Genomic DNA, 6,001 nt, shown 5'->3' on the forward strand with positions numbered 1-6,001 from the left:
CTACCGAACCCTCGCCCAGGAAAACCGCGCCGCCTACCTCCCCGACCTCGCGATGTCCCTCAACAACCTCGCCAACCGCCAGGTAGAGACGGGAAACCGAAAGGGCGCACTCACCACCATCACCGAAGCCGTCGACCTCTACCGCGGCCTCGCCCGGGAAAACCGCGCCGCCTACCTCCCCGACCTCGCCACCTCCCTCAACAACCTCGCCAACTGCCAGGCCGAGACGGGAAACCGAAAGGGCGCACTCACCACCGTCACCGAATCGGTCTCCATCCGCCGTGGCCTTGCCCGGGAAAACCGTGCCGTCTACATGCCCGGCCTCGCCAGCGCACTCAACAACCTCTCCATCCAGCAGGCAGAGACCGGTGACCGGCACAGCGCGCTGACCACGATCACCGAAGCCACCGACCTCTACCGAACCCTCGCCCAGGAGAGCCTCGCCGCCTACCTGCCCAGCCTCGCGAGCGCCTCAACAACCTCGGCATCCGCCGGGCCGAGACCGGAGACCAGGAAGGCTCGCTCACCACCATCACCGAAGCCGTCGACCTCTACCGAACCCTCGCCCAGGACAGCCCCGCCGCCTACCTGCCCGACCTCGCTGCCACCCTCAACAACCTCGCCAACTGCCAGGCCGAATCAGGGGACCAAAAGGGCGCACTTTCCACCATCGCCGAAGCTGTCGGCCTCTACCGAACACTCGCCCAGGAGAACCCCGCCGCCTACCTCCCCGACCTCGCGATGTCCCTCAACAACCTCGCCAACCGCCAGGCCGAAACCGGAAACCAGAGGGCCGCACTCACCGCCGTCACCGAAGCGGTCTCCATCCGTCGAACCCTCGCCCAGGAGGAGCCTGCCGCTCACCTGGCCAACCTCGCCGCGTCCCTCAGCAACCTCGGGATACAGCAGGCAGAGGCCGGAAACCGGAAAGACGCACTTTCCACCATCACCGAAGCCGTCGACCTCCACCGAACCCTGGCCCGGCAAGACCCCGCCACCTGCTTGCCCAGCCTCGCAGCCACTCTCAACAACCTCGCCAACTGCCAGGCCGGAGCCGGAGACCGAAGGAACGCGCTCACCACCATTACCGAAGCCGTCGACCTCTACCGAACCCTCGCCCAGCAAAACCCCGCCGCCCACCTGCCCAACCTCGCCACCTGCCTTGTCAATCTGGCAGGGCTGGCCCCTGCTCAGACTGCCTCGGCCGCCTACACCTCCGCAGAAAGAGCATTTTCCGCATATCCCCGAACGACCCGGCTCCTGGCCGTCCGCCGCGCGGAACTGGAGCTCGCGAGCATCAGTACAGACCTCGGCATCCGCAGCCTCATATCTGTGGCCCATCCACCGCAGGACTCCGAAACAACCGATTCGGCAGCCTTCGAGGCCCGTCTACGCCTCCGTGCCCTCCACCAGGGCGATACCGTGCACCCGTCCCAGGTCGCGACCCTCTGGCGCGAGGAGACCGGCACCGAACCCCTGCCCTGGCTGGCGCTCCCCCCGGCCGCACTCGACCTCGCCGCCCAGTGGATCAGCTGCCCCACCTGGGCCGGCTCCCGCACCTTCTGGGACGCACACACCGACGAGTTGCGGTCGGCCGAGACGGTGCTGGCCCTGGAGGAGCTCAGCTTGGTGACGGAGGGCGCCGACCTGTATCTCGGGATCCTCCGCTCGGTCGAGGACACCGATGCGGACAGTGCCTTCCGCCCGTTCCGGACCGGCGAACTCCTGGACACCTGGCTGAGCCGGCCGACGAGCGAGGAATCCCTGGCCTACCTCACCGAACACCAGGAGGTGCTCCTCCACGATCAGGCCTTCGCCCTGCTCGGATCCGACCTCGACGCGCCCCGATCCGCCGTACCCTTGGCTCTTCTCGCCCTCGCCCGCGCCGACGGAATCCCCGCCGCCTACCGGTATGCCGAAGACCGGCCCGCCCTGGCCGCCCGGCTCCAGCGGGTCCTGGCCGCACCCGATGCCGAACCCGCACTTCTCCAGGCAATCGCGCTGCTGGAACTCTTCGTCCACGGGCAGGAGTTCACCGGCTTCGCCCACAACGTCCTCGCCAACGCCCTGAGGGACACCCCGGTCGATCCCCCCGCAGACTGGCCCCCCGCCGAGCCCGGCGAACGGGACCGGATCCTGTCCGAGATCGCCGCTCTCATCCGCCTGCATCCCCGGCACGCCGCCGCCCTGGGCGCCCTTCTCCAGAGCCTGCTGGCCGGCTGACCGGCCCGCGCCCGCACCGCTTGTAACCAGCCTCACCCGGGGTCCCCGCCCCGGAACACCTCACTCAGGGCTACTCCGCCGTATTGTCTACGCATCGAAGCGATACATGCCCCTACAGGAGATGAAGCCCCGATGATCACCCCACCCGTCGTGCACTCGCTGCGCGAGCAGATCCGCGAGCACATCGTGGAGGGGATCGTCAGCGGGCGCTGGAAGCCCGGCGAGCGGATCGTCGAGCGCCGGATCGCCGTGGAGCTGGAGGTCAGCCAGACCCCCGTACGGGAGGCCCTGCGCGAGCTGGAGACCCTGCGGCTGATCGAGTCGGCGCCGAACAAGGGCGTGCGCGTGCGGAACCTCTCCGCGGCCGACCTGGAGGAGATCTATCCGGTCCGGGCCGGGCTGGAGCAGATCGCGGCCGAGCTGGCCGCTCCGCGGCTGGCGACGGACTGCTCGGCCCTGGAGCCGCACGTGGCGGCGCTGTGGGAGGCCGACCGGACCGAGGACGGGACCGCGCAGGTGCGGCACACCGTCGGGTTCCACCGGGAGATGGTGCGGGCGGCCGGGAACAGCGTGCTGCTGCACACCTGGGAGAGCCTGGGCATCGAGGTCTTCACCGCCCTGTCCATCCGCTGGCTGGGTACCGTCCAGAAGTCGTACGCCGAGGAGCACGAGGCCCTCGTCGAGGCGTTCCGCAGTCAGGATCCGGACATCGGGGTGCTCGTGAAGCGGCACGTTCTGGGGTGCGCCCCGCGCGCTTGATCGATTACGAACGGGCCCGTTTGTCCATATTTGACCGGCACCGCGTGCCTATTTCCCTGGCACGCGGTGCCGACTTTTCGTCGAACGGACGTTTCTTCGTCACTTTCATTTGATCGATCATCGATCAGCGATTTACAGTCGTCGCGGACCTCAACCAGGTCCACCGACCCTGTCCTGCCCGTCAGGGATTTTTTCACCACCTCTCCTTTGTCCGGAAGGCGGCGCACAGCAATGTCCGACCCCGTAGGAAAGCTTCCGAGCGAGCTCGACCAGCTCCCGGATCGCGACACCGAGGAGACCGCCGAATGGGCGGCCTCCCTCGACGCCGTCGCACAGGCCGCCGGTACGCGCCGCGCCGAATACCTGCTCCGCCGCACGCTCCAGCACGCCGAGGCCGCCGGCCTCGCCCTGCCCAAGCTGCTGGAGACGGACTACGTCAACACCATCCCGACCGCCGCGGAGCCCGAGTTCCCCGGTGACGAGGAGATGGAAGCCAGGATCACCGCCTGGAACCGCTGGAACGCGGCCGCCATGGTGACCCGCGGCTCCAAGTACGGCGTCGGCGGCCACATCGCCACCTTCGCCTCCGCCGCGTGGCTCTACGAGACCGGCTTCCAGCACTTCTTCCGCGGGAAGGAGGCCGACGGATCGGGCGACCAGCTCTACATCCAGGGCCACGCCTCCCCCGGCATCTACGCCCGCGCGTTCCTCGACGGACGCGTCTCCGAGCAGCAGCTCGACAACTTCCGCCAGGAGTCCGGCGGCAACGGCCTGCCGTCCTACCCGCACCCGCGGCGCCTGCCGTGGCTGTGGGAGTTCCCGACGGTGTCCATGGGCCTCGGCCCGCTCTCCGCGATCTACCAGGCGCGTTTCAACCGCTACCTGCAGAACCGGAGCATCAAGGACACCGCGAACTCGCACGTCTGGGCCTTCCTGGGCGACGGCGAGATGGACGAGCCCGAGTCGACCGCCGCCCTGGCCCTCGCCTCCCGCGAGCAGCTCGACAACCTGACCTTCGTCATCAACTGCAACCTGCAGCGCCTCGACGGTCCGGTCCGCGCCAACTTCCGCGTGGTCCAGGAGCTGGAGGCCCAGTTCCGCGGCGCCGGCTGGAACGTCATCAAGTCGCTGTGGGGCTCCGCCTGGGACGAGCTGTTCCAGCTCGACACCACGGGCGCCCTGGTGCGCCGCCTGCGCGAGGTACCGGACGCGCAGTTCCAGACGTACGCGACCCGCGACGTGGCCTACATCCGCCAGCACTTCTTCGGCGCCAACGCCGACCTCGTGCAGCTGGCCGGTGTGCTCTCCGACGCGAAGATCGCCGAGTGCTTCCACAGCTCCCGCGGCGGCCACGAGCCCCGCAAGGTCTACGCCGCGTACAAGGCCGCCCTGGAGCACAAGGGTGCGCCGACGGTCATCCTCGCGCAGACCGTCAAGGGCTACACGCTGGGCGCCGGGTTCGAGTCGAAGAACGCGAACCACCAGATGAAGAAGCTGACGATCGACGAGTTCAAGGACATGCGTGACCTCCTTGGCCTCCCGATCCCGGACAGCGCCTTCACCGACGGCCAGGTCCCGTACGGCCACCCGGGCGCGAACAGCCCCGAGGTCCAGTACCTGAACGAGCGCCGCGCGGCGCTCGGCGGTCCGGCCCCGGCCCGCAAGGTCAAGCACGTGGCCCTGCCCGCCCCCGCGGACCGTTCCTTCGCCCCGCTGCTCAAGGGCTCCGGCAAGCAGGAGATGGCCACCACCATGGCCTTCGTCCGGCTCGTCAAGGACCTGATGCGGGACAAGGAGACCGGCAAGCGCTGGGTGCCGATCGTCCCCGACGAGGCCCGTACCTTCGGTATGGAGTCCCTCTTCCCGTCGGCCGGCATCTACTCGCCGCTGGGTCAGACGTACGAGCCGGTCGACCGCGACCAGCTCATGTACTACAAGGAAGCCAAGGACGGCCAGATCCTCAACGAGGGGATCACCGAGGCCGGCGCCATGGCCGACTTCATCGCCGCCTGTACGTCGTACGCGACGCACGGCGAGCCGATGATCCCCTTCTACATCTTCTACTCGATGTTCGGCTGGCAGCGCACCGCCGACCAGATGTGGCAGCTCGCCGACCAGCTCGGCAAGGGCTTCATCGTCGGCGCCACCGCCGGCCGCACCACGCTGACCGGTGAGGGCCTCCAGCACGCGGACGGCCACTCGCACCTGATCGCGTCCACGAACCCGGCGTCGCTCAACTACGACCCGGCCTTCGCGTACGAGATCGCGGTGATCGTCAAGGACGGTCTGCGCCGGATGTACGGCGAGACGCCGGAAGACGTCTTCTACTACCTGACGGTCTACAACGAGCCGAAGGTGCAGCCGGCCATGCCGGAGGGCGTGGAAGAGGGCATCCTCAAGGGCCTCTACCGCTTCAACCAGTCCTCCGACCTGGAGAACGCCCCGGCCGCCGACGCCCCCAAGGTCCAGCTGATGGCCTCGGGCACGGCGATCCACTGGATCCTGGAGGCGCAGAAGCTCCTCGCCGCCGAGTGGAACGTGGCCGCCGACGTCTGGTCCGCCACCTCCTGGGGCGAGCTGCGGCGCGACGCGCTGGAGTGCGACGAGGCGCTGCTGCGCGGCGAGGTGCGCACCCCGTACGTCACCCGCGCGCTGGAGGGTGCCGCCGGCCCGGTCCTCGCGGTGTCCGACTGGATGCGTCAGGTCCCGGACCAGATCAGCCAGTGGGTGGAGCAGGACTACACCTCGCTCGGTACCGACGGCTTCGGTCTGTCCGACACCCGTGAGGGCGCCCGCCGTCACTTCGGTGTCGACGCCCAGTCGATCGTGGTGGCCGCGCTGGCCCAGCTCGCCCGCCGCGGCGAGGTACCGGCGTCCTCCGTCAAGGAGGCCCGGGAGCGCTACGGCCTGTAAGGTCCCGCGCCCGCGCACAGCACACCGAAAGGCCGGTGTCCGCCCCGCAGAGGTGCGGGCGGACTGCTGCGGATCGGCGAGGGCGCGGCGCACACGGCTGTCGAGC

General features: G+C 69.0%; 4 protein-coding genes. 3 read left to right on the plus strand and 1 reads right to left on the minus strand.

Annotated elements, in window-relative coordinates; all coding sequences use genetic code 11:
- A partial coding sequence (locus ACWGE1_RS39500; protein ID WP_453425300.1) for a hypothetical protein occupies positions 1-379 on the minus strand: 379 nt, incomplete at its 3' end.
- A 362-nt stretch (positions 380-741) separates the two neighbouring features.
- Here ACWGE1_RS39500 and ACWGE1_RS39505 point away from each other — a divergent pair.
- The 3 genes from ACWGE1_RS39505 to aceE all read left to right on the plus strand — a co-directional run bounded on the left by ACWGE1_RS39505 (position 742) and on the right by aceE (position 5,895).
- Positions 742-2,223: a hypothetical protein gene (locus ACWGE1_RS39505; protein ID WP_453425301.1), complete on the plus strand. Its 1,482-nt coding sequence runs from the start codon at positions 742-744 to the stop codon at positions 2,221-2,223.
- Positions 2,224-2,358: 135 nt separating this feature from the next.
- Entirely contained in the window at positions 2,359-2,982 is a 624-nt protein-coding gene (locus ACWGE1_RS39510) for a GntR family transcriptional regulator (RefSeq protein WP_453425303.1), read from the plus strand.
- 231 nt (positions 2,983-3,213) lie between these two features.
- Positions 3,214-5,895, plus strand: a complete 2,682-nt coding sequence (gene aceE / locus ACWGE1_RS39515; RefSeq protein WP_453425302.1) for a pyruvate dehydrogenase (acetyl-transferring), homodimeric type — start codon at positions 3,214-3,216, stop codon at positions 5,893-5,895.
- Positions 5,896-6,001: the final 106 nt, after the last annotated feature.

Source organism: Streptomyces sp. NPDC054932 (genome assembly GCF_053610205.1).